General features: G+C 73.7%; 21 protein-coding genes. 15 read left to right on the top strand and 6 right to left on the bottom strand.

The genetic code is table 11. The features are described from left to right. Positions 1 to 10: 10 nt before the first annotated feature. Positions 11 to 445, top strand: coding sequence for a hypothetical protein (locus IE326_RS07115; RefSeq protein ID WP_190041086.1), 435 nt, complete (start codon positions 11 to 13; stop codon positions 443 to 445). A gap of 58 nt (positions 446 to 503) precedes the next feature. Here IE326_RS07115 and IE326_RS07110 read toward each other — a convergent pair whose 3' ends face one another. Both IE326_RS07110 and IE326_RS07105 read right to left on the bottom strand, forming a co-directional pair. After that, positions 504 to 893, bottom strand: coding sequence for an SCO4983 family protein (locus tag IE326_RS07110; protein WP_150231194.1), 390 nt, complete (start codon positions 891 to 893; stop codon positions 504 to 506). Positions 894 to 1,009: 116 nt separating this feature from the next. Then, complete coding sequence (locus IE326_RS07105) at positions 1,010 to 2,221, bottom strand: pyridoxal phosphate-dependent aminotransferase (protein WP_150231196.1); 1,212 nt, start codon at positions 2,219 to 2,221, stop codon at positions 1,010 to 1,012. Between the two features lie 142 nt (positions 2,222 to 2,363). Here IE326_RS07105 and IE326_RS07100 point away from each other — a divergent pair, with 142 nt between their 5' ends. Beyond that, positions 2,364 to 2,825, top strand: coding sequence for a hypothetical protein (locus IE326_RS07100; protein WP_190041085.1), 462 nt, complete (start codon positions 2,364 to 2,366; stop codon positions 2,823 to 2,825). 53 nt (positions 2,826 to 2,878) lie between these two features. Continuing rightward, a complete protein-coding gene (gene mptB, locus IE326_RS07095; protein WP_190041084.1) occupies positions 2,879 to 4,330 on the top strand; it encodes a polyprenol phosphomannose-dependent alpha 1,6 mannosyltransferase MptB in 1,452 nt (483 codons plus the stop codon). Here mptB and IE326_RS07090 read toward each other — a convergent pair. Together IE326_RS07090 and IE326_RS07085 are read right to left on the bottom strand one after the other, a co-directional pair. Next, positions 4,327 to 5,943: an N-acyl-D-amino-acid deacylase family protein gene (locus IE326_RS07090; protein WP_190041083.1), complete on the bottom strand. Its 1,617-nt coding sequence runs from the start codon at positions 5,941 to 5,943 to the stop codon at positions 4,327 to 4,329. The two genes, mptB and IE326_RS07090, sit on opposite strands and share 4 nt — an antisense overlap. A gap of 14 nt (positions 5,944 to 5,957) precedes the next feature. Then, entirely contained in the window at positions 5,958 to 7,250 is a 1,293-nt protein-coding gene (locus IE326_RS07085) for an amino acid deaminase (protein WP_308440302.1), read from the bottom strand. A gap of 149 nt (positions 7,251 to 7,399) precedes the next feature. On the opposite strand from IE326_RS07085, the gene IE326_RS07080 reads away from it, so the two are divergent. The 4 genes from IE326_RS07080 to IE326_RS07065 are packed head-to-tail and all read left to right on the top strand — an operon-like array spanning position 7,400 to position 10,228. Next, complete coding sequence (locus IE326_RS07080) at positions 7,400 to 8,491, top strand: sugar kinase (RefSeq protein WP_229915428.1); 1,092 nt, start codon at positions 7,400 to 7,402, stop codon at positions 8,489 to 8,491. Next, entirely contained in the window at positions 8,488 to 9,261 is a 774-nt protein-coding gene (locus IE326_RS07075; RefSeq protein WP_150231205.1) for an IclR family transcriptional regulator, read from the top strand. The genes IE326_RS07080 and IE326_RS07075 overlap by 4 nt, the downstream gene beginning before the upstream one ends. After that, complete coding sequence (locus IE326_RS07070) at positions 9,258 to 9,668, top strand: RidA family protein (RefSeq protein ID WP_150231207.1); 411 nt, start codon at positions 9,258 to 9,260, stop codon at positions 9,666 to 9,668. Before IE326_RS07075 ends, IE326_RS07070 begins: the two co-directional genes overlap by 4 nt. 44 nt (positions 9,669 to 9,712) lie before the next feature. After that, on the top strand, positions 9,713 to 10,228 hold the full coding sequence (locus IE326_RS07065; protein WP_190041081.1) for a hypothetical protein: 516 nt from the start codon (positions 9,713 to 9,715) through the stop codon (positions 10,226 to 10,228). A gap of 7 nt (positions 10,229 to 10,235) precedes the next feature. Here the strand turns inward: IE326_RS07065 and IE326_RS07060 are convergent, their stop codons facing one another. Beyond that, a complete protein-coding gene (locus tag IE326_RS07060; RefSeq protein ID WP_150231211.1) occupies positions 10,236 to 11,579 on the bottom strand; it encodes a M14 family metallopeptidase in 1,344 nt (447 codons plus the stop codon). 195 nt (positions 11,580 to 11,774) lie between these two features. Next, positions 11,775 to 13,499, bottom strand: coding sequence for a chitinase (locus IE326_RS07055; protein ID WP_150231214.1), 1,725 nt, complete (start codon positions 13,497 to 13,499; stop codon positions 11,775 to 11,777). A 326-nt stretch (positions 13,500 to 13,825) separates the two neighbouring features. On the opposite strand from IE326_RS07055, the gene IE326_RS07050 reads away from it, so the two are divergent. The 8 genes from IE326_RS07050 (at position 13,826) to IE326_RS07015 (ending at position 21,278) form a co-directional block, all read left to right on the top strand. Continuing rightward, the gene (locus IE326_RS07050; protein ID WP_190041080.1) at positions 13,826 to 14,971 is read left to right on the top strand and encodes an RNA-guided endonuclease InsQ/TnpB family protein; all 1,146 of its coding nucleotides are present in this window, start codon (positions 13,826 to 13,828) and stop codon (positions 14,969 to 14,971) included. 229 nt (positions 14,972 to 15,200) lie between these two features. Further along, positions 15,201 to 16,055, top strand: a complete 855-nt coding sequence (locus tag IE326_RS07045; RefSeq protein ID WP_150231218.1) for a hypothetical protein — start codon at positions 15,201 to 15,203, stop codon at positions 16,053 to 16,055. A 34-nt stretch (positions 16,056 to 16,089) separates the two neighbouring features. Further along, positions 16,090 to 16,803 (top strand): Flp pilus assembly protein CpaB, encoded by a 714-nt coding sequence (gene cpaB / locus IE326_RS07040; protein ID WP_190041079.1) that lies wholly within the window; start codon positions 16,090 to 16,092, stop codon positions 16,801 to 16,803. Positions 16,804 to 16,812: 9 nt separating this feature from the next. Continuing rightward, on the top strand, positions 16,813 to 18,063 hold the full coding sequence (locus tag IE326_RS07035) for a CpaE/TadZ family protein (protein ID WP_150231222.1): 1,251 nt from the start codon (positions 16,813 to 16,815) through the stop codon (positions 18,061 to 18,063). Positions 18,064 to 18,066: 3 nt separating this feature from the next. Next, positions 18,067 to 18,453: a TadE/TadG family type IV pilus assembly protein gene (locus tag IE326_RS07030; RefSeq protein ID WP_150231224.1), complete on the top strand. Its 387-nt coding sequence runs from the start codon at positions 18,067 to 18,069 to the stop codon at positions 18,451 to 18,453. After that, positions 18,450 to 18,908 carry a TadE/TadG family type IV pilus assembly protein gene (locus tag IE326_RS07025; protein ID WP_268982954.1) on the top strand — a complete coding sequence of 153 codons (459 nt, stop codon included), beginning with the start codon at positions 18,450 to 18,452 and terminating at the stop codon, positions 18,906 to 18,908. The genes IE326_RS07030 and IE326_RS07025 overlap by 4 nt, the downstream gene beginning before the upstream one ends. After that, positions 18,905 to 20,263, top strand: a complete 1,359-nt coding sequence (locus IE326_RS07020; RefSeq protein ID WP_150231226.1) for a TadA family conjugal transfer-associated ATPase — start codon at positions 18,905 to 18,907, stop codon at positions 20,261 to 20,263. The genes IE326_RS07025 and IE326_RS07020 overlap by 4 nt, the downstream gene beginning before the upstream one ends. A 10-nt stretch (positions 20,264 to 20,273) precedes the next feature. After that, positions 20,274 to 21,278: a type II secretion system F family protein gene (locus IE326_RS07015; RefSeq protein ID WP_150231228.1), complete on the top strand. Its 1,005-nt coding sequence runs from the start codon at positions 20,274 to 20,276 to the stop codon at positions 21,276 to 21,278. The last annotated feature ends 5 nt before the right edge of the window (positions 21,279 to 21,283 follow it).

The following is a 21,283-nucleotide window of genomic DNA, read 5'->3' as shown; positions in this document are numbered from 1 at the left end:
GGAGGCGGGGATGCCCCGCTGGGCGATCGTGCTGATGGTGGTGACGGGTGCGCTGTGCGTGCTGGTGCCCGTCGGAGGGGTGGTCGCGTACGTCCACGCGTCCGGGAGGAACCACGAGGAGCTGCGGTTCCCGTCCGAGGACGTGACGGTGGCGAGGTGCGCCCCCGACCCGGCCTCGGGCCGGCCGGTCGCGGAGCTGTCGGTCACCAGCCGGGCGGCCCGCACGGGCACCTACACGGTGACGGTGGAGTTCCTCGACGCGCGCGGGGAGCCCGTGGGGCGGGGCGTGGGGAAGGTGGCGGACCTCGCGGTGGGGGCGACCGGGCGGACGGTCGTGTCCGGGCCCGCGCCGGCGTCCGGGGGCGAGGGGGCCGCGGAGAAGGCGGCGCCGCGGTGCGACGTGTACGACGTCGGCTTCCTGGCGGTGGGGGAGGAGGGCCCCTGAGCGGGGCCGGTTGGATGGCTCCCGGGCCGCGCGGTTCGTGCCGCGCGGCCCGGGGCCGTCAGGGGGCGGCGACCAGGGGGTCCCCGGTCAGTGCCGCGGTGTGCGCGTCCATCCGCTCCGCCGCGAGGATCGCGGCGGCGGTGTCCGCGCGGGAGGCGGCGACGACCAGGGCCCGGCCGGCCAGGGCGTGCGCCTTGCGGTGCAGGGCCTCGGGGGTGGCGCCGCTCAGCCCCGCGTGGCGGGCGGGCGGCGCGCCGCGCAGGCGTGCCACCTGCCGGGCGATCAGCTCGCCGCCCTCGCCGTCGCCGAGCTCGTCGGTCACGGCGAGCAGGGCGGAGAGGTGGCCGGCGAGCTGGATGTCCAGCTCCTCCTCGCGGGAGCGGTGCGGGTAGGCGCCCGGGTCGCCGGCCGTCGTGTGGACCGACTTGGTGCGGATCGGTTCGTACATGGGGACGGCCTCCTGACTGCTCGGAGACCAGCCTATCTTAGATTCTGTCTAAAGTTGATGCCCGTCCGATTCAAGGGCGGGTCAAAAGTGGAGGGCGGCGTGCCGGAGGCGGCGGGTCAGGGCTGGCCGTAGCCGTCCAGGAAGCGGCCGATCCGCGTCACCGCGTCCGTGAGGTCCGCGACCGACGGCAGCGTCACGATCCGGAAGTGGTCCGGCTCGTGCCAGTTGAAGCCCGTCCCGTGCACCACCATGATCTTCTCGGCCCGCAGCAGGTCCAGGACCATCTGCCGGTCGTCCTTGACCTTGTAGACGTTCGGGTCGAGGCGCGGGAAGAGGTACAGCGCGCCCTTCGGCTTCACGCAGGTCACGCCAGGGATCGAGGTCAGCAGCTCGTACGCCGTGTTCCGCTGCTCCAGGAGCCGGCCGCCCGGCAGCACCAGCTCCTCGATCGACTGCCGCCCCTGGAGCGCGGCGGCCACCGCGTGCTGGGCCGGCATGTTCGCGCACAGGCGCATGTTCGCGAGGATCGTCAGGCCCTCGATGTACGAGGACGCGTGGTGCTTCGGGCCGCAGACCGCGAGCCAGCCCGAGCGGAAACCGGCCACCCGGTAGTTCTTGCTCATCCCGTTGAAGGTGAGGCAGAGCAGGTCGGGGGCGATGGCCGCGGTCGGGGTGTGCGTGGCGCCGTCGTAGAGGATCTTGTCGTAGATCTCGTCCGAACAGACCACCAGGTCGTGGCGGCGGGCGATGTCGGTGAGCGAGCGGAGCATCTCGTCGTCGTAGACGGCGCCGGTCGGGTTGTTCGGATTGATGATCACGATCGCCTTGGTGCGGTCGGTGATCTTCCGCTCGATGTCGGCCAGGTCCGGCATCCAGTCGGACTGCTCGTCGCACCGGTAGTGCACCGCGGTGCCGCCCGCGAGGGAGACGGAGGCCGTCCACAGCGGGTAGTCCGGGGCCGGGACGAGGACCTCGTCGCCGTCGTCCAGCAGCGCCTGCATCGACATCTGGATCAGTTCCGAGACGCCGTTGCCGAGGTAGACGTCCTCGACGGACAGGTGGATGCCCTTGGTCTCGTAGTGGCTCATCACCGCGCGGCGGGCCGACAGCAGGCCCTTCGCGTCGCCGTAGCCGTGCGCCTCGGAGAGGTTCCGGAGGACGTCCTCCAGGATCGCGGGCGGGCACTCGAAGCCGAAGGCGGCCGGGTTTCCGGTGTTCAGCTTGAGGATGCGATGACCCGCGGCTTCGAGCCGCATCGCCTCTTCGAGCACCGGGCCCCGGATTTCGTAACAGACGTTGGCGAGCTTCGTGGACTGGATCACCTGCATGACGAGAGCTTACGGCGGGTGAGGGGACGACGCCTCGTGTTCTCGGACACGTCACCCGCGCGACGGCCGGGGAGCCGCCCCCGCCGGTGCCCCCGGTGATCCCCGGAACCGGTGTCCCCGGTGATCCCTAGAATGCGTGGCCATGAGCTTCGAGGACCCTGAGAGACCCGCGCGCGGGCGCCGTCGTCACGCCTCCGCCCGGCGGGGGCGCGGGGCGGTGTGGCCGGCCGCCGTCGGCGGGATCGCGCTGCTGGGGCTCGGCGCGGCGGCCCTCTTCGCGGGAGGCGGGGGCGGCACCGGCGAGAGGCGGCCGGCCGGCGGGGACGACGGCGGCCCGCCCGCGCTCATCCAGGCGGAACCGGGGGACGACGGCACGACCCCGGCGGCGACCCCCACCACGGCCCGGCCCGCCGCCACCCGCACGCCCGGCGGCCCGGGCGCCGCCCCCACCGGGAAGACGACGGCCACCACCGCCCCGGCGCCCCCCTCGGCCCCGGCCGAGGCCGCGCCGGCCGCGACGGCGGCCACCACCGCGCCCGCACCCGGCGACTCCCCGTCCGGCAAGCCCGGCCGGGGCCGCGGCAACGGCAAGGGCCCGCGCTGAGGCGGCCTCCTCGGGGCCGGTGACCGCCGGGACGGCAGGTAGGTTGGCTGGTCATGTGGGTCGTGAGTGGTTCCGGGTGCCGGTGGCTGGGGGCGGGCGGCGCGCTCGCCGTGACCGTCGGCGGGTACGCCGCCGGGGCGCTGCCCGCGCTCGGCGGCGGACCGCTGTGGGGGCCGAGGTCCTCCGGCACCGAGGTCCTCGGCGCCGTGCTCGCGCTCCTCGGGCTCACCGTGCTCGTCGCCGCCTGGTGGCGGTACGGCGTGCTGCTGGCGCGCGGCGCCGCCGGGGGGGTGCCCGGGACGCTCGCCGCGTGGGGCGCGCCGCTGCTGCTCGCCCCGCCCCTGCACAGCGCCGACGTGTACAGCTACGTCGCCCAGGGCGCCATGGTCCTGGAGGGGTACGACGTGTACGGGGCCGGGCCGTCGGTGCTCGGGCCGGGGGACCTGGGGGCGGACGCGGCGGCGAGCGTCGGCGGGAACTGGACCGACACCCCCGCCCCGTACGGCCCCGCCTTCCTGCTGCTCGCGGAGGCGGCCGTGAGGCTGACCGGCGGCTCCGTCGTGCCCGCCGTGCTGCTGCTGCGGCTCCTCGCCGTCGCGGCGGTCGCGCTGATCGCGTGGGCCGTGCGCGGGTTCGGCGAGGACCGGGGCGACGGGAGCGACGGGGCGCTCTGGCTCGCCGTGCTCAACCCGCTCCTCCTCGTCCACGTCGTCGGCGGCGTCCACAACGACGGGCTGATGGCCGGGCTCATGCTCGCGGGCGTGCTGCTGGCCGTGCGGGGCCGCTGGGCGTGGGGCAGCGTCCTCGTCGGGTGCGCGGTGATGGTGAAGTCGCCGGCGGCCGTCGCGCTCCTCTTCATCGGGGTGCTCGTCGCCCGCCGGGCCGGCGGCGGCGCCCGGGGCGTCGCGAAGGGCCTGGTGCTGCCGGGGGCGATCGCCGGGGCCGTCGCCGCGGGCGCGAGCCTCCTCGCCGGGACCGGCTTCGGCTGGCTGGGGACGCAGTCCGTCGCCGGGGCCATCCACACCCCCCTGTCGCTCACCAGCGACCTCGGGCTCGCGCTGGGCTCGCTGGTCGCCGACGACCCCGGGCCGGTCAAGGCCGTGGTGCAGCGGGCCGGCCTGCTGGCCGCCGCCGTGGTCGTCGCCGTCCTGGCGTGGCGCGCCTACCGGGGCCGGATCGACCCCGTCCTCGGCCTCGGGTACTCCCTGGTCGCCCTGGTCGCGCTCTCGCCGATGGTGCAGCCCTGGTACCTGCTGTGGGGGACGGTCGTCGTCGCGGCCGTCGCCTGGCACAGCCGGGCCGGGCAGGTCCTCGCGGTCCTCTCGGCCGCGCTCGTGTACGAGACCCAGCCCTCCGGCCACACCCCCTGGTACGGCTTCGTCCTCGCGGGCCTCGTGCTCGCCCTGGGCGCGCTGTGGCTCCGCCGGGACCCCTGGCCCCCCGCCACCGGAGCCGCCGCCGGACCCGGCTCCGGCGGCGGAGCCCGTACCGGAGTCCCCGCCTAGACCGGAGTCCCGGCCTGGACCGGAGTCCGCCGGATCGCCCGGCCCGCCAGGACGTCCGTCCGGCGCCCGTCCTCGATCACGAAGCGGCCGTCGACCAGGACGTGCGGGATGCCGGTGGGGAGGGTGCGCGGCGCGTCGTACGTGGCTCCCGCCGCGACCGTCGCCGGGTCGAAGAGCACCAGGTCCGCCACGTACCCCTCCTTGACCAGGCCCCGGTCGGGCAGCCGCAGCCGGGCCGCCGGGCGCGAGGTGAGGTGGGCGACGCACTCCTCCAGGGAGAGGACGCCCTCCTCGCGCACGTACCGGCCGAGGTACTCGGGGAAGGTGCCGTAGGCGCGCGGGTGCGGCTTGGCGCCCTGGAGGATGCCGTCCGAGCCGCCGGTGTGGACCCGGTGCCGCATGATCGCCCGGACGTTCTCCTCGTGGCCCACGTGCTGGAGGATCGTCGTCCCGAGCCGGTCGGCGAGGAGCAGCTCGCGGACCTGCGCCCAGGAGGAGAGCCGGCGGCCCACCCAGGGCGCCAGCGACGGGTCCGCGACGCCCGACACCTCCACGGTCCGCCAGTCGGCCGGCACCCCGTGGCAGCCGTCCGAGCCGGTCACCTCCAGGTCGTACCGGATCCGCTCCGCCGCCGCCCCGTCCGCGAGCCGCGCGAGGACCGCCTCCGGGCCGCCCTCCTGCGCCCACGACGGCAGCAGCGCCAGCAGGGTCGTGCAGCCGGGGGTGTAGGGGTACGTGTCGAGGCTGATGTCGCCGCCCGCGGCCAGCGCCCGGTCCAGGAGGGCGAGGAGCTCCGGCGCCCGGCCCTCGTTCTCCCCGAAGTTCAGCGTGGCGTGGGCGAGGTGGAGCGCGCAGCCCGCCTCCCGGGTGAGCGCGATCATCTCCTCGTACGCGCGCAGCGCCCCCGCCCCGTAACTGCGGTGGTGCGGGCAGTAGTAGCCGCCGTACTCCGCCACCACCCGGCACAGCTCGGTGAGTTCGGCGTCGGGGGCGTACATGCCGGGGGTGTAGGTCAGGCCGGAGGACATGCCGACCGCGCCCTGCTCCAGGCCCTCGGCGACGAGGCGGCGCATCCGGTCGAGTTCGGCGGGGGTCGCGGGCCGGTCGGCCCAGCCCATCGCGTGCATCCGGACCGTGCCCTGCGGGACGAGGTAGGCGGCGTTCACCGCGATGCCCTCGCCGCCGTGCGCGCTGTCGAGCCGGTCCAGGTACTCGCCGACCGTCCGCCAGTCCAGGTCCAGGTCGGAGCCGTCGCCGTTCCAGCCGGTGATCGCCCGCCGGACCTCCTCGCGGGTGCGGTCGTCCACCGGCGCGTACGACAGGCCGTCCTGGCCCAGCACTTCGAGGGTCACGCCCTGCGCGGCCTTCGCACTGTGGTCCGGGTCGCGGAGCAGCGCGAGGTCGCTGTGGGCGTGCATGTCGACGAAGCCGGGGGAGAGGACCAGCCCCTCCGCGTCGACGCTCCGGCGGGCCGTGGGCCGCTGGCAGCCGGCCGCCGCGGCCTCCTGCACGATCGAGACGATCCTGCCCCGCTCCACCGCCACGTCGGCGCGGTAGGAGGGGCCGCCGGAGCCGTCGACGACCTCGGCGTCGCGGAGGACGAGATCCATCATTCCCCGGCCCCCGCTCAGAAGAAGGTGCGGACGTAGTCGACGACCGTGCCGTCCGCCTCGACCAGCGGGATCAGCTGCCACTTGTCGAAGGAGGTGCACGGGTGCGACAGGCCCATCCCCACCCAGTCGCCGACCTCCACGTCCGCCCCGTCCTCGGTGCGCAGCCACGCGTGCTGGTCCGACAGGGCGGTCACGGTCACCCCGTCGGCGGGCCGGATCCCGCCGGTCCGGGCGGAGCGCACCACCTGCGCCTCCGGCAGGTGGAGGTCGTACGCGGCGTCCCGCTTGCCCGCGTTGGTGAACGCCTGCCCGGCGGACGGCCGGGACACCACCTGCGACCAGAGGCGGAACGCCGGCCGGAGGGCGCCCTCCTCGGGGACCCGGTTGAAGGGGGTCTTCTCGCGGTACTGGCCGTCGTCGTGCGAGACGTACGCGCCCGAGCGCAGCAACTTCAGCACGGGCAGGGAGAGTTCGGGGATCTCCGCGAAGACGTCGGCGACCGCGTCGAACCAGGCGCTGCCGCCCGCGCTCACCACGATCTCCGCCAGCTCCGGGGCGAAGCGGCCGTCCCCGTCGAAGGCGGCGGCCAGGGCGGTCAGCCGGCGCAGCCAGGCGCGCACCGACTCCCCGTCCGCGCCCGGGACCTCGGCCTCGTAACCGGCGACGCCGACCAGCCGGAGGGTGCCGGTCGCCGCGATCGCGTCGGCGACGGCCGTGCACTCCGCCTCCGTGCGGGCGCCGGTACGGGCCCCCTCGCCCGCGCCCAGCTCCACGACGACGTCCAGCGGGCGCCGGGCCCCGGCCGCGCGCAGCGCCTCGTCCATCAGCTCGACCCCGCGCACCGAGTCGGCGTAGCAGACCAGGCGGAAGTCCGGGTGGGCGTCCAGCTCGGCGGAGAGCCAGCGCAGCGCCGCCGGGTCGACGACCTCGTTGGCGAGGAAGACCCGGTCGACGCCGTGGGCGCGGCAGACCCGCACCTGGTGGGGGACGGCGGCGGTGATGCCCCAGGCGCCGTGCTCGATCTGGCGGCGGAAGAGGACCGGGGCCATCGAGGTCTTGCCGTGCGGGGCGAAGGCGAGGCCGTGGCGCTCGGCGTACTCCTCCAGGGCGCGCAGGTTGTGCTCGACCGACTCGGCCGAGAGGGCGAGGACCGGGGTGGTGAAGCCGCCGGTGAAGAGGGAGCGGCGCTGGGCGGCCAGCTCGCCGACGGTCAGCCCCTCCGCGTCCGGCGGCAGACCCTTGAAGCGGTGGTCGACGCGCTCGTCCGCCAGATCGGTCGGCATGGACCCTCCTTCACCGTGTTGCATTCCATGCAACGCCCATTGCGTATATCGCTCACGGCTGTCTAACATCCGGGCCGAGGCCGGGTCAATGGACACGGCACCGAGACCCGCAGCCCCGCAGGAGCGTGACCGTGACCGGACCCCTCGTGGACGTCGTCTGCGTCGGCGAGTCCATGGTGACCTTCCTGCCCTCCCGGCCGGGCCCCCTCGCCGACGTCCCCGCCTTCACCCGGGCCATCGGCGGCGCCGAGTCCAACGTGGCCTGCACCCTCGCCGCCGCCGGACACCGCGCCCGCTGGGTGAGCCGGGTCGGCACCGACGGCTTCGGCGACCACCTGCTCGACACCGTCGCAGCGTACGGAGTCGACACCGGCGCCGTCCGCCGCGACCCGCACCGGCCCACCGGCGTCTACTTCCGCACCGACGCCGACCGCGCCACCGACGCCCACGAGGTCGTCTACTACCGGGCCGGTTCCGCCGCCTCCGCCATGTCCCCGGCCACCGTCCCGTACGCCACCGTCGCCGGCGCCCGGATCCTCCACCTCACCGGCATCACCGCCGCCCTCTCCGCCGACTGCCGGGCCCTCCTGCACGAGCTGACCGCGCCCCGCCCCGGCCGCCCCCTCGTCTCCTTCGACGTCAACCACCGGCCCGCGCTCTGGCGCGACGGCACCGCCCCCGAGGTGCTGCGGGAGCTCGCGGACCGCGCCGACCTCGTCCTCGTCGGCACCGACGAGGCCGAACGCCTCTGGGGCACCGCCGACCCCGCCGCCCTCCGCGCCCTCCTGCCCGGCCCGGCCGCCCTCGTCGTGAAGGACGGCGCGCGCACGGCCCTCGTCCTCGAACGGACCGCCGCCCGGCCGGGTCCCCCGGGCGTCGCGGGCACCGAAGACACCGGGGGCACCCCGGGCCCCGAGGGCTCCGAAGGCGCCGCGGGCCCCTCGGGCGCCACGGGCCCCGACACCCTCACCGTCGTGCCCGCCCCCCGCGTCGAGGTCGTCTCCGCCGTCGGCGCGGGCGACGCCTTCGCCGCCGGCTTCCTCTCCGGCACCCTCCGCGGCCTCGACGCGCGGGCCCGGCTCCGCCACGGCCACCTCATGGCCGCCGCCGCCCTCACCGCCCCCGGCGACCTCGCCGCGCCGCCCCGGCGCGCCCGTGCCGACCGCCTGGCCGCGCTCGGCGCCGACGCCTGGGGGAGACTGCACCTCGGCCCCGGGTGGACGTCCGCCGGCACGGAGGCCGACGAGGAGGTACGTACCCGATGAGCCAGACCGTCGACCGCGCGCTCAGCATCCTGCCGCTGCTCGCGCAGGGCCCGGCCGACCTGGGCCAGGTCGCCGACCGCCTCGGCGTCCACAAGTCCACCGCCCTGCGGCTGCTGCGCACCCTCCACGAGCACGGCCTCGTCTACCGCCAGCAGGACCAGCGCTACCGCCTCGGCGCCCGGCTCTTCGCGCTCGCCCAGGAGGCCGTCGAGAACCTCGACGTCCGCGAGATCGCCCACCCCCACCTCGCCGCCCTCAACGACCGCACCGGCCACACCGTCCACCTCGCCGTGCACGAGGACGGCGAGGTCCTCTACATCGACAAGGTCGAGAGCCGCTACCCGGTCCGCATGTACTCGCGCATCGGCAAGCCCGTCGCGATCACCGTCGCCGCCGTCGCCAAACTGCTCCTCGCCGACCTGCCCGAGCCCGAGCGGCGCGCCCTCGCCGCCAAGCTCGACTACCCCCGCTACACGCCCCGTTCGACCCCCGACGCCGCCGCCTTCCTCCAGGAGCTGGCCACCGTCCGCGAGCAGGGCTGGGCCACCGACCTCGGTGGCCACGAGGAGTCCATCAACTGCGTCGCCGCCCCGATCCGCGGCGCCGACGGCCGGGTCGTCGCCGCCATGTCGGTCTCGGCGCCCAACGTCGTCGTCACCGCCGAGGAACTGCTCGCCCTGCTGCCGCTGGTGCGCCGCACGGCGGAGGCGATCAGCCACGACTACTCCGGCACCACCCCACCGAAGGAAACCGAGGAATCCCCCGCATGACCGAGAAGACCGCCCTCACCCCCGCCACCCACACCACCCCGCCCGCGAAGTTCTCGCACGGCGTGCGGAAGGGCAACATCCTCCAGGTCGCCGGCCAGGTCGGCTTCCTCCCGGCGGTCGAGGGCCGGGCCCCCACCCCGGCGGGACCGACGCTGCGCGAGCAGACCCTCCAGACCTTCGCCAACGTCAAGGCGATCCTGGAGGAGGGCGGCGCGGGCTGGGACGACGTGATGATGATGCGCGTCTACCTCACGGACGTGGACCACTTCGCCGAGATGAACGCGCTCTACAACCAGTACTTCGAGGAGCAGGACCTGAAGGCCCCGCCCGCCGCCCGCACCACCGTCTACGTCGGACTCCCCAAGGGCCTCCTCATCGAGATCGACGCGCTCGCGGTCCTCGGCTGACCCCTGTATGGGTCCCTCACAGGGGCGTCGGCCATACTGCCGCCGTGGAGCAGAGCAACGGACCCATACAGCAGCCCTTGCACGCCGCCTCGGCCGACCCGGCGTTCATCCCCGGGATCACGGGAGCGACGATCGCGCCCGCCCCCGGGGAGGACCCGGCGGAGACCGGGGCCCCGGAGGTCTCCGGGGCCCCGGAGAACGAGGCCCCGGAGACCGGAGCCCCGGAGGACGCCGCCGAGGAAGCCCCTGAGGCCGCGGACGCGTCCGCGCCGGCCGACGGGCCCGTCTTCGAGGCCGCCGACCGGCGGGGGCGGATCGTGGCCGACGCCGAGGGCGTGCGGCTGAGCTTCGACGAGGAGGCGTGCGAGTTCCGGTGGGACGAGATCGCCGCCGTCGAGAGCGAGAAGGGGCGGTTCGGGAAGCGGTTCACCGTCACCGTGCACACCCCTGACCGGCGCTGGTACCCGATCGAGATCATCGCGCCGGACAGGGGCGGCATCGCGGTCTGGGAGACGGAGCTGGACGCGGTCCTGGACGCCTACTTCGACGAGGCGTCCTGACCGGACGTCAGCTCGCGCAGTACTGGGCCTGCTTGCCGATCGAGCGGTACATGCAGTCGGCGTTCTCCAGGAGCTGGAGGACGGCGTCCCGGTTGCGGCTCGTCTCGCGCTCGATGACCTCGTCGGGCGGGTAGAAGCCGCCGTTCCAGGACGAGGTCGGGTACATCTCGAAGGTGTACCCGAAGATCTTGTGGGCGCCCCAGAGGTAGTCGTCGATCGAGCCGTCCGTGATGTACAGGTCACTGGACTGCTCGGGCGTGTAGCCGTTGCTGGCGGCCATCTTGCCGCCGACGGTGGCGAAGGCGTCGCGGTCGTCCTGGGTCATGCCGGGGGCGGTGTCCGCGCCGGTCCAGCCGAAGGGCCACAGGACGAGTTCGCTGTACGTGTGGAAGTCGATGCCGGCCTTGATCTGCTGCTTGCCGCCCACCACGCGGGAGCGGACGAAGTCGGCGACGACCTTCACCTCGGGGGCCGACTCGGGGGCGGTGCCCCGGTAGGTCTCGGAGCTCTTGGTGCCGGAGGAGCCGCCGCAGCAGCCCCACTTGTAGTCCCAGTTGCGGTTCAGGTCGGTGCCGACGGCGGATGAGCCGGTGTTGGGCTGCCGGTTCTTGCGCCAGCTGCGGTAGGAGCCGGAGGCGATGTCGTACTCGCCGCCGTCCGGGTTGAGGTCGGGCACGATCCAGATCTCGCGGCCGTTCACCGCGCTGGTGATCCGGGGGTCGGAGCCGTATCCGGCGCCGAGTTCGCGCAGCAGGTAGAGCGCCATCTCGACGGTGAGGTGCTCGCGGGCGTGCTGGTGGTGGGTGAAGAGGACCTCGGGCTCGTCCTCGTCGGTGCCGACGTTGTCGCTGACCTTGACGGCGATGATGTCGCGGCCCTGGTAGGTCTTGCCGATGACCCGCTTGCTCATGATCGACGGGTACGCGGCGAGCCGCTGGTCGATCTCCGCGGTCATCTCGGCGTGGTTGTGGTACTTCGCGTCGGCGGAGGGGAAGTCGAGCGGGCCGAGGGCGGAGCGGGCGGCCCCGCCCCGGTCGGGGGGCGCGGGCAGCGCGGTGACCTCGTAGCCGAGGTCCTTCAGGCGGGCGAGCTGCCGGCCGTCGGCGCTGACCACGACCGAGCGGGCGTCGACCTCGTCGATCGAGACTCCGGTGGCGGCGAGCGCGGTGCGGGCGGCGGGGGTGGCGGGTCCGGCGACCTCGTACTGCCGGATCACCTCCCGGTCGGCGCGGGCGGTCGCCGGGTCGGCGCCGGCGGGCGAGGAGGAGAGGGCGGAGAGGGGCGCCGCGAGGGCGAGCGCCACGAGGGCCGCGAGGGTGGCGGACCTTCTGCCGCGTCGGGGACGTCGCATGGTGTCTCCTGGGTCGGGAGTGTGGGGGAGTGCGACAACAGGTGCGGGTGTCCGGGGCACATGGTGCGGCCATGTCATGGACGGGTCAAGGAGGGGAGTTCGGCCATGATCGCCGCCACGTCGGGCGAGGGGCCCGGGAACGCGGCACGGCGCCGCCGGAGGACCGGCGGCGCCGCGATGGGGGGTCGGGAGGGGTTACGGCAGGGCGTGGACGTGCGGGCCGACCGCGTTCGACCAGGCGTTTCCGGCCGTCGCGTCCCAGTTGGTGGACCAGGTCATGGCGCCCCGCAGGGTCGGCCACGCCTGTGCGGGCTTGAAGGTGCCGCAGCCCGTCAGCTTGGTGAGGCAGTCGATCGCGTTGTTCACGATCGCCGGGGAGACGTAGCCGCTGCCCGCGCCGCGGGTGGAGGCGGGGACGCCCAGGCCGACCTGGGACGGGTCGAGGCCGCCCTGGATCTGGATGCAGGCGAGCGCGGTGAGGAAGTCCACCGAGCCCTGGCTGTAGACCTTGCCGTCGCAGCCCAGCATCGAACCGCTGTTGTAGTACTGGGTGTTGACGACCGTGAGGATGTCCTTCACGGCGAGCGCCGTCTTGAAGTACTCCGTGCCCGTGGACTGCATGTCGATGGTCTGCGGGGCCATCGTCAGGACCATCTTCGGGCCCGCCAGGGCGGACAGCTGGCGCAGCGCCTTGGTCAGGTAGGTGGAGTTGATGCCGTGCTCGAGGTCGATGTCGATCCCGTTGAAGCCGTACTCCTGGAACAGGGCGTAGGCGCTGTTCGCGAAGGCGGTGGCGCTGGCGTCACTGTTGATCGTGACGTTGCCCTTCTCGCCGCCGACCGAGATGATCACGGACTTGCCGGCCGCCTTCTTGGCCGCGATGTCGGCCTTGAAGTCGGCGACCGAGGCGTAGCCGACGGCCGGGTCGAGGTTGAAGGTGATCTGGCCGGGCGTCGTCGTCGAATCCGCGAAGGACACCGCGATGATGTCGTACGCGGCCTGGACGTCGCGGATCTTCTGCTTCGCCGCGCCGTTGTCGAAGTTCTGCCAGTAGCCGGTGACGGCGTGCTTCGGGACGGCCGGGTTGTCGCCGCCCCCGCCGCCGCTCTTGGCCGTACGGGCGCTGACGGCGGCCGACTTGGCGGACTCGCCGGCCGCGTTGGAGGCCGCGACCTGGAAGGAGTACGCGGTGTCGGCGGCGAGGCCGGTGACCGTGGTGGAGGTGCCGCTCACGGTGGCGGCGAGGGCGCCGTCCCGGTAGACCTTGTAGCTGGTCGCGCCGGAGACCGCGTTCCAGCTCAGCGGCACCGCGCTGGTGGTGGGGGTGCCCGCGGCGAGGCCGGCCGGGGTGGCGGGGACGACCGGGTCGGGGTCCGGCGTGCCGCCGCCGTCCGGGCCGAAGACGCTGACGTCGTCCACGTAGTAGGCGGCGGTGCCGTACCACCCGTGGGTGTAGACCTCGACCGAGGTGGTGGAGGCGCCCGTGGTGAAGGTGGTGGTCAGCTGCTTCCAGGACGGGGAGTCCGGCGTCCAGGTGGAGACCGTTCCGGTGCCGGTCCCGGTGCCGCTCGCGCCGAGGTAGGCGTACCCGCCCTGGACCCAGGCGCTCAGCGTGTAGGTGGAGTTGGGCTTCACGGTGACGGTCTGCACGCACTTGGCGTTGTCGAGACCGGCGGGCAGGGCCTTCAGGGCGCCGGTGCCGGTGCGGACCGGGGTGGAGACGGCGGTGCCGGTCCCGGCCGAACACGACCAGTTGGCGAGGCCGCTCTCGAAGCCGGCGTTCCGGGCGTTGTTGACGTCGGCGGCGAAGGCGGTGCCGGCGCCGCCGGCCAGCGCCAGCCCGGACCCGACGGCGAGCGCCAGCGCGCTGCCGAGCAGACGCCGGCCGACCGGCCGGGAGGTGGTGGTGGTGCGGTCCACGTGCGTCCTCCGGTGGGGATTACGGGGGGGATCGGGAGGTGCCGTACGTCGTCGTACGGAGGGACTTGCGGAGAAAAGCGCGCCGAAGCGCGTGGGGGGAACGCGAAGCAACTGCGGTCAGGGGATCGGGAGGTGGCCACCACCGTCGTCGCACCAAGTTGGTCCAGACCAATTGGGTTGTCAAGACCTCTGACGAAGACCGCCGCCGGAGCGGATGGCGGATTCAATACGACTAAAAGGTAATAATTCAGGCTAATTTGACATCGAATCGCGCAAGAGACGTATGGTGCGCGGGACCGGTCCGGATCATCCCGAGGGGGTGAGTCATGAAGCTGCGCTACAACGAACGGATCTACCCGACCGCCAGGCAGCGGCAGGACCTGGCCCGCTTCTTCGGATGCGCCCGCGTCGTCTACAACGACGGACTGCGGGAGCGCAGGACGGCGTGGAGGAACGGCGAGCCGTACGTCTCCGACACCGCACTGCAGAAGAAGGTGATCACAGCCGCGAAGCGCACGGAGGAGCGGGAATGGTTGCGCGACGCCCCCTCCGTGGTGCTGGTGCAGTCGCTCCAGGACCTGCACGTCGCGTACCGGAACTTCTTCGCATCCAGGAACGGCGTGCGCAAGGGGCCGAAAATCGCCCCGCCGCGCAGGAAGAGGAAGTCCGGCCGCCAGTCGATCCGGTTCACCCGGAACGGCTTCAGCCTCCGGGACGACGGCCCGCTGTTCCTCGCCAAGCTCGGCGACGTCCGGGTGCGCTGGTCGCGCCCGCTGCCCTCCGAGCCGTCCAGCGTCACCGTCGTCAAGGACCCCGCGGGCCGCTACTTCGCCTCCTTCGTGGTCGAGACCGAGGAGGAGGTCCTGCCGGAACTGGACCTGGACGAGACCGGGACCGGCATCGACCTGGGGCTCTCCTCCTACGCGGTCCTGCGGGGGCGGAAGATCGGTTCGCCCAGATTCTTCCGGAGGCAGGAGAAGAAGCTCCGCCGTGTCCAGCGCAGGCTGTCGCGCAGCGAGAAGGGGTCCGTCAACCGGCGCAAGGCCGGACTGGCCGTCGCGAAGATCCATGCCAGGATCGCCGACCGCCGCCGCGACTTCATCGAGCAGGAGACCACCCGCGTCGTCCGCGAGAACCAAGCGGTCTACGTGGAGGACCTGAACGTGAAGGGCATGGCCAGGGGCCGGTGGGGCAAGTCCGTCCACGACCAGGGCCTCGGAAGGTTCGTCCGCGTCCTGGAATCCAAGTGCCTTCGGTACGGCCGCCGTTTCGTCAGAGTGGGGCGGTTCTTTCCCAGCACGCAGCGGTGTTCCGTCTGCGGCTCCGTCGAGGGGCCGAAGGGACCGGAAGGGCTGGCGGTCCGGCGCTGGACCTGCTCGTGCGGAGCCGTCCACGACCGTGACGAGAACGCGGAAGCCAACCTTCGCGCCGAAGGGCGCAGGATCTTCGCGGCGGGGCTCGCCGAGAAGTGAAACGCCTGCGGAGCGCGCGTAAGACCCTGCACGGCCAGGGCGGTGCGTGAGGAAACAGGAACCCGCCGGGGCCCGCGCACGCGGACGTACGGCACCACGGCCCCGAGGCCGTGAGGAGGTCAGGGATTGTGTGTTCACCACTCCGGCTCCTGCGGATGCGGATAGGGTGCACAGCAGTCGTGACGTGCGACCCAAGGGGAAGGGGGGCACGGGAAGACGGGGGTCCGACGTGCCGACAGCGATCGCGGTCACCGGTGCCGATCTGGTGCTGCCGCCGACCGATCCGCAGACGCCCAACGCCGCCGTCCTCGCCGATCCCGCGGCCCGGGGGCTCGACGACTCCGTGACCGAACTCCGGCGGCTCGTCGACCGGTTCGGGCACGTGATCGTCGTCTGCCCGGCTTCCGCGCCGGCCGCCGTGGCGCACCGCCTGCACACCGTCCGCGGGCTCCTGGAGAGCGACCGGATCGCCCTGGTCAGGACCGATCTGCCGCCGCTCGGCGCCGCCGTCCTCGTCCGCCAGCTCCGCCAGCTCTCCGCCTGCGACTTCAGCCCCGGCGTCCTCGCCTCCGCCGCCCGGCTCCTCGCCCACTACATCTACGCGGGCGCCGTCCTCGGCTCCGTCTCCCGCCTCGACCGGGTCCCCGTCACCCTCGGCTCCCACCTCAAGAGCTGGCTCCCCGGCGCCCACTTCGCCGTCCTCGCCGGACCCACCCCCCGGATCGTCCGCGTCGGCGCCGACGAGACCGCCTTCGCCGGGCCCGAGTTCACCACCCGGCTGCTGATCGCCCGCGGCCAGCTCGCCACCGACTGGCCCACCGCCTCCCTCGCCCCCCGCTGGGCCGTCGCGGGCCCCGCCGAGGAGACCGTCCTGCCCGCCTCCTCGCCCGCCTGGTGGGGCACCCCGAAGCTCGTCGAGTTCGCCGCGTACCTCTCCGACCTCCCCGTCCTCCACCAGCTCGTCGCCTCCGTCCGCCGCGAGACCTGCCACTGGTGCGGCATGGAACTCATCGGCGACCGCTGCGGCTTCTGCGCCGCCCCCCTCCCGGGCGGCACCCCGGTCCAGGCCGGCCCGACCCGATGAACCCGCCCCCGACCCCGACCGAGGAACGACAGCCATGAACTCCCGCCAGCGCCGCGGCGTCATCCTGCTGCTGCTCTCCGTCCTCTGCGCCCTCGGCGCCTTCGCCGGCGTCCTCGCGGTCATCAGCGACGTGAACGCGAAGGTCGGACCGGAGACCACCGCGTACCGGGTCAAGGACGACGTGAAGCCCTATGTGCGGCTGACCGCGAGCAAGTTCGAGAAGATCTCGATGCCGGAGCGCTGGCTCTCCGAGACCGCCGTCACCGACCTCGCCCAGATCGAGGGGAAGATCGCCGTCACCACCCTCAAGCGGGGTTCGCTCCTCCAGAAGGACATGATCGTCCAGCGTCCCGCGCTCAACCCCGGCGAGCAGGAGATCGCCATCATGATCGACGCCGCCACCGGCGTCGCCGGAAAGATCAACCCCGGGGCCACCGTCAACATCTACGCCACCTTCGAGGGCGAGAAGAAGGGCGACTCCAGCCAGTCCCGGCTGCTCGTCGCCGGCGCCCGCGTCATCGACGTCGGCACCCTCACCGCCATCGACGCCAAGTCCTCCCGCGTCAACCGCACCACCGAGGCCGTCCCCATCACCTTCGCGCTCTCCCCCCGGGACACCCAGCGCGTCGCCTACGCCGACACCTTCGCCGAGCGCGTCCGCCTCGCCCTCGTCGCCCCCTCCGCCGACGGCGCCCCCGCCCAGCCCGCCCCCGGCGACCGCACCTACACGCTCGACAAGGACAAGTGAGGCCCGGCCATGCCCACCAGGATCCTGCCGGCCGTCGCCGACCCCGACACGGCCCGGGCCGTCACCACCCTCCTCGCCCAGCTCCCCGACGCCGAGCCCGCCCCGCCCGTCCCCGACTCCACCCAGCTCGTCGACACCCTCGCCCGGCTCGCCGCCGAATCCCTCGACGCACTCCCCGAGGTCGTCCTCGTCCACGAGCGGATCGGCCCCGTCCCCGCCCTCGACCTCGTCCGCGAGGTCGCCCTCCGCTTCCCCGCCGTCGGCGTCGTCCTCATCACCGCCGACTCCGGCCCCGGCCTGCTCTCCGCCGCGATGGACTCCGGCGCCCGCGGCCTCGTCGCCCTCCCCCTCGGCTACGAGGAGCTGGCCGTCCGCGTCCAGGCCGCCGCCCAGTGGTCCGCCGGCTTCCGCCGCCACCTCGGCGGCGGCGCCGCCGAACTCCTCGCCGGCCCCGGCGGCACCGTCGTCACCGTCAGCGGCGCCAAGGGCGGCGTCGGCACCACCCTCACCGCCGTCCAGCTCGCCCTCGCCGCCCGCGCCTCCGGCCGCACCGTCGCCCTCGTCGACCTCGACCTCCAGAGCGGCGACATCGCCTCGTACCTCGACGTCCAGTTCCGCCGCTCCGCTGCCGACCTCGCCGCCATCACCGACATCACGCCCCGCGTCCTCCAGGACGCCGTGTACGTCCACGAGACCGGCCTCTCCCTCCTCCTCGCCCCCGCCGAGGGCGAACGCGCCGAGGAGGTCACCGACCGCGCCGCCCGCCAGATCGTCAGCGCCCTGCGCGGCCGCCACGAGGTCGTCGTCGTCGACTGCGGCTCCCGCCTCGACAGCGCCGGCGCCGCCGCCGTGGAGATGGCCGACACCGCCCTCCTCGTCACCACCCCCGACGTCATCGCCGTCCGCGCCGCGAAGCGGACCGTACGCATGTGGGAACGGCTCCAGGTCCGCAAGGCCGAGACGACCACCGCGCTCGTCAACCGCCACTCCCGCGCCACCGAGATCCAGCCCGCCCTCGTCCAGAAGATCACCGGCACCCGCGTCGCCGCCGTCACCGTCCCCGACGCCCACAAGGAACTCCAGGCCGTCGTCGACGCCGGCCGCCTCCACGAACTCGACGCCCGCTCCACCGTCAAGCAGGCCCTCTGGTCCCTCGCCGGCGAACTCGGCCTCACCGGCACCCCCGCCGCCCCCGGCAAGCAGCTCGCCCGCGCCGGCGACCGGGGATCGCTGGGCCTGCGGCGGCGCGGAGGACGCTGAGCCATGCGACGACCACGGGTGAGAGGGCGCGGCGACCGGGGCCAGGTGGCGCTGGAGTTCACCGGCATGGTCCCGCTGATCCTCCTCACCCTCGCCCTGCTCTGGCAGGTCGTCCTCGTCGGGTACGCGTACACCCTGGCGGCCAACGCGGCGGACGAGGCGGTCCGGGCGTGCGCGGTCGGCGAGGACGGCGAGGCGGCGGGCACGCGTCACCTCGGCGGCGCCTGGGAGGGCGACGCCGGCTGCGGCGCCGTCTCCGGCGGCATGGTCACGGCCGTCGCCACCGTCCGGATCCCCGTCCTCTTCCCCGGCACCGCGGGCTTCGCGGACGCGCGGGCGACGGCGGGAGCCGTCTACGAGGTGTCCGAGGGGACGGGGGAGCGGCCGTGAAGCTTACGAGGGTGTGGCCGGGCCGTGCCCGGCCGGGCGGCACGGGCCTCCGGGGCGACGCCCCTCGGAGCCGTACCCCCGCTCGGTCCGGACGCCGGGACCGGGGCCAGGTCGCCCTCGAATACCTCGGCTTCCTGCCCGTCCTGCTGCTCGTCGGGCTCGCCGGGCTCCAGCTCGGGCTGGCCTCGTACGCGGCGCAGCAGGCGGGGACGGCGGCGCGGGCGGCGGCGCGGGCGGAGTCCGACGACGACGAGGCGACCAGCGGCGGGGCGGCGGCGCGGGCGGCGACGAGCGGCTGGCTCGACGTCACTCCTGGGGACCCCGAGTCGAGTGACGGACAGGTCAGCGTCACCGTCACCGTCGACATCCCCCAGGTCGTCCCCTTCTGGTCCTTCGACCCGGTCAGAAGGACCGCCACCATGCCCCTGCCCGCGACGCCCGAGGAGGGGCCGTGAGCCTGCGCTCCCGCATCCACCAGGCCGGTCAAGACCCGCACGGCGCCCTCGGGGCGGGCGGGGGGCGGGAGGACGGCCATCTGGTCGCGTCCTTCCGCGCCAAGCTCCTGGAGGAGATCGACCTCACCGAGATGTCGGCGCTCGCCGCGGCCGAGCGCCGGGCCCGGCTCGAACGCGTCCTCGGGCACATCATCAGCCGCGAGGGCCCGGTCCTCTCCACAGCCGAACGCTCCCAGCTGATCCGCCGGGTCGTCGACGAGGCCCTCGGCCTCGGCGTCCTCGAACCGCTCCTCGAAGATGCCTCCGTCACCGAGATCATGGTCAACGGCCCCGACCAGATCTACATCGAGCGCGCCGGCCGGGTGGAACTCCTCCCGCTCCGCTTCGCCTCCCACGAGCAGCTGATGCAGACCATCGAGCGGATCGTCTCCACCGTCAACCGCCGCGTGGACGAGTCGAATCCGATGGTCGACGCCCGCCTCCCCTCCGGGGAACGCGTCAACGTCATCATCCCGCCGCTCTCCCTCACCGGCGCCACGCTCACCATCCGCCGCTTCCCCCGCGCCTACACGCTCCACGAGATGATCGGCCTCGGCTCGCTCGACGAGCAGATGCTGCTGCTCCTCTCCGGCCTGGTCCAGGCGAAGTTCAACGTCATCGTCTCCGGCGCCACCGGCACCGGGAAGACGACCCTCCTCAACGCCCTCTCCGGGCTGGTCCCGGAGGGCGAGCGGATCATCACCATCGAGGACTCGGCCGAGCTCCAGCTCCAGCAGTCCCACGTCATCCGCCTCGAAGCCCGCCCGCCGAACATCGAGGGCCGCGGCCAGGTCACCATCCGCGACCTCGTCCGCAACTCCCTCCGGATGCGCCCCGACCGGATCATCGTCGGCGAGGTCCGCGGCGGCGAGACCCTCGACATGCTCCAGGCCATGTCCACCGGCCACGACGGCTCCCTCGCCACCGTCCACGCCAACTCGGCCGAGGACGCCCTGATGCGGCTCCAGACCCTCGCCTCCATGTCCGAGGTGAAGGTCCCCTTCGAGGCGCTGCGCGACCAGATCAACAGCGCCGTCGACGTCCTCGTGCAGCTCACCCGCCACCCCGACGGCACCCGCCGCGTCACCGAGATCGCGATCCTCGCCTCGCACGGCCGGGAGCGGTTCCTGCTCGCCACGATCTGCCGCTTCCAGGCCGAACCGCTCGCCGCCGACGGGCGGGTGTACGGGCGCTTCGTCCACCACCCGCTGCCGAGGCGCGTCGCCGAACGCCTCTACATGGCGGGCCAGCCGATACCGCCGGCCTTCGGCGTGGCCACCGACGACACCCACCTCGCCACCCGAGAAGCGACCTAGGAGGCCCTTGATGGACGACCCGGGAGGGCCCCTGACCGTGCCGAAGGCCCTGGTGGCGGTCGCGGCGGGCCCGCTGACCGACCCCTTCTGGCTGACCGCCGGAGCGGCGCTGCTCGCCTGCGTCCTCGGCGTCGTCGGCGTGCAGGCGTACGCGAACGGGGCACGGCGCCACGCGGCGCTCGTCGCCCGCCTCGACGACACCGCGCCGCCCGAGGCCACCGGCCGCCGCAGGCGCCGCTTCCGCGGCCTGGACCGGCGGGTCAGGGCCACGGCGCTCGGCCGCAACCTGGAACGGCGGATCTCCGCGACCGGACTCGACGTGACACCGGGCGAGTTCACGGTCGCCCTGGCGGTGTCGGTGACGGTCCTCTGGATCGTCGGGCAGGCGGCGCTGTCGCCGTTCTTCGGCCCGATCTGCGGACTGATGGGGCTGTGGGCGGGCCTCGGTTACCTCAACTGGCAGCGGCAGAAGCGGATCGAGAAGTTCATCAACCAACTCCCGGAACTCTCCCGCATCCTGGCCAACGCGACCCAGGCCGGTCTCGCCCTGCGGATGGCGATCAGCCTGGCGGCCGACGAGATGGAAGCCCCGGCGGGCGACGAACTGGAGAAGGTGGCACAGCAGTTGGCGGTCGGCACCCCGCTGGACGACGCCCTCGCCGAACTGGCCGAACGCCTCCCCTCCCGCGAACTCGTCGTCCTCGTCACCACCCTGGTCCTCGCGAACCGGGCCGGCGGCACCGTCGTCTCCTCCCTCCGCAACCTCACCGAGACGCTGGAGCAGCGCAAGGAGACCCGGCGCGAGGTCCGCACCCAGCTCTCCCAGGTCAGCATGACGGCGTACGCGGTCCCCGTGATCGGCCTCGGCTCGCTCCTGCTCATCGACAACATGCAGCCGGGCGCCCTGGACCGGATGACCGGCTCGCCGCTCGGCCAGGGCGCGGTGATCGTGGCCTGCGCGCTCTACGTCCTCGGCTTCGCCGTCATCCGCCGCTTCTCGAAGATCGACGTGTAGGGGGT

The organism is Streptomyces filamentosus (assembly GCF_014654895.1).
Taxonomy (GTDB): domain Bacteria; phylum Actinomycetota; class Actinomycetes; order Streptomycetales; family Streptomycetaceae; genus Streptomyces; species Streptomyces filamentosus.
The sequence above is the reverse complement of the archived record's forward strand: the minus strand, read 5'-3'. Positions and strand labels throughout refer to the sequence as shown.

Excerpts from the sequence above, each read along its gene's own strand:
- IE326_RS07115 (WP_190041086.1), top strand. The coding sequence starts at position 11 with ATGCCCCGCTGGGCGATCGTGCTGATGGTGGTGACGGGTGCGCTGTGC.
- IE326_RS07110 (WP_150231194.1), bottom strand. The coding sequence starts at position 893 with ATGTACGAACCGATCCGCACCAAGTCGGTCCACACGACGGCCGGCGAC.
- IE326_RS07105 (WP_150231196.1), bottom strand. The coding sequence starts at position 2,221 with ATGCAGGTGATCCAGTCCACGAAGCTCGCCAACGTCTGTTACGAAATC.
- IE326_RS07100 (WP_190041085.1), top strand. The coding sequence starts at position 2,364 with ATGAGCTTCGAGGACCCTGAGAGACCCGCGCGCGGGCGCCGTCGTCAC.
- mptB (WP_190041084.1), top strand. The coding sequence starts at position 2,879 with ATGTGGGTCGTGAGTGGTTCCGGGTGCCGGTGGCTGGGGGCGGGCGGC.
- IE326_RS07090 (WP_190041083.1), bottom strand. The coding sequence starts at position 5,943 with ATGATGGATCTCGTCCTCCGCGACGCCGAGGTCGTCGACGGCTCCGGC.
- IE326_RS07085 (WP_308440302.1), bottom strand. The coding sequence starts at position 7,250 with ATGCAACACGGTGAAGGAGGGTCCATGCCGACCGATCTGGCGGACGAG.
- IE326_RS07080 (WP_229915428.1), top strand. The coding sequence starts at position 7,400 with ATGGTGACCTTCCTGCCCTCCCGGCCGGGCCCCCTCGCCGACGTCCCC.
- IE326_RS07075 (WP_150231205.1), top strand. The coding sequence starts at position 8,488 with ATGAGCCAGACCGTCGACCGCGCGCTCAGCATCCTGCCGCTGCTCGCG.
- IE326_RS07070 (WP_150231207.1), top strand. The coding sequence starts at position 9,258 with ATGACCGAGAAGACCGCCCTCACCCCCGCCACCCACACCACCCCGCCC.
- IE326_RS07060 (WP_150231211.1), bottom strand. The coding sequence starts at position 11,579 with ATGCGACGTCCCCGACGCGGCAGAAGGTCCGCCACCCTCGCGGCCCTC.
- IE326_RS07050 (WP_190041080.1), top strand. The coding sequence starts at position 13,826 with ATGAAGCTGCGCTACAACGAACGGATCTACCCGACCGCCAGGCAGCGG.
- cpaB (WP_190041079.1), top strand. The coding sequence starts at position 16,090 with ATGAACTCCCGCCAGCGCCGCGGCGTCATCCTGCTGCTGCTCTCCGTC.
- IE326_RS07035 (WP_150231222.1), top strand. The coding sequence starts at position 16,813 with ATGCCCACCAGGATCCTGCCGGCCGTCGCCGACCCCGACACGGCCCGG.
- IE326_RS07030 (WP_150231224.1), top strand. The coding sequence starts at position 18,067 with ATGCGACGACCACGGGTGAGAGGGCGCGGCGACCGGGGCCAGGTGGCG.
- IE326_RS07015 (WP_150231228.1), top strand. The coding sequence starts at position 20,274 with ATGGACGACCCGGGAGGGCCCCTGACCGTGCCGAAGGCCCTGGTGGCG.